The following is an 891-nucleotide window of genomic DNA, read 5'->3' as shown; positions in this document are numbered from 1 at the left end:
GGAGCCTCCGCGATTTCATACGCTTCGTCTGCCCACCAAGCAGGTTCGCAGTCAAGTAACTCATCCCCGATCTCCGCTAAGAATCCATAGTCCAACTCCTCCATGACGCGCCCGCCGAGCATTTCAACTATTGCCTCGAGCTCGCCGCGCCTCTCGCCGGGAAACGTCAGATCAATATCATCGTGCTTGCGTGTTACACGCCCTAGCCGTGCATCGATCGCCCAGCCCCCACCGATCCAGAGCGGCAGATTTCGCTCATCTGCCGCAGCTAGAATTTTGTGTATCAATGTGACCTGCGTTGTGTCCATGCGGCCTAACGGTTTGGGCTATGGGCAGTGGCGGTTTGCGTGAGCCTTTCCTGTCAAACCGAGAAAACGCTCGGGCGGGCTACCGACTTTGCAAATTGCACTTCAACCCGCCATTGCCTATGAGCCAGTGTTAGCGGTAGTTTTTTATTTATTCAAATAGTAATCCCACGTTATTTTTGCAATGTCTGAAATAATCTTTTCATTAATTTCCGAAGTTTCTTTGGACTCTGCAACAAATACGCTTATAAAAATTAATTGTCCATTCGGTAAAGTAATTACCCCAACATCATTAGTGGCTGCTGCAATTCCATTATTTATTCCGGAAGTCCCTGTTTTATGAGCAACAATTGTATTCTTTGGTAATTGTCCTTTTAATCGGTTACTTCCTGTTGTTGTTTCTCTCATAATTTTCCAAATAAAATCATAACTTTTTTTAGAAAGTAATTGGTTCTTATTATTATAAGTATCTATTAACAGTTTGTTCATCGCTGTTGGGGTTGCCCAATTTTGATATTGGGTATTCCAATCCTTGTGCATTTGTTCTTCGTTTGCTTTGATTGAAATATCAGTGAAATGATTAGCA

2 protein-coding genes are annotated in these 891 nt (G+C 43.8%); both read right to left on the bottom strand.

Going from position 1 to position 891, the window contains the following annotated elements; genetic code table 11:
* A partial coding sequence (locus R7Q09_RS24715; RefSeq protein ID WP_411913117.1) for a nucleotidyltransferase domain-containing protein occupies positions 1-308 on the bottom strand: 308 nt, incomplete at its 3' end.
* A gap of 144 nt (positions 309-452) precedes the next feature.
* Positions 453-891 (bottom strand): serine hydrolase (locus tag R7Q09_RS24710; RefSeq protein ID WP_318143768.1); only part of this gene is annotated, 439 nt, incomplete at its 5' end.

The sequence above is a fragment of the Vibrio sp. 2130-1 genome, assembly GCF_033339515.1.
This window is presented reverse-complemented; position numbering and strand designations above follow the sequence as displayed.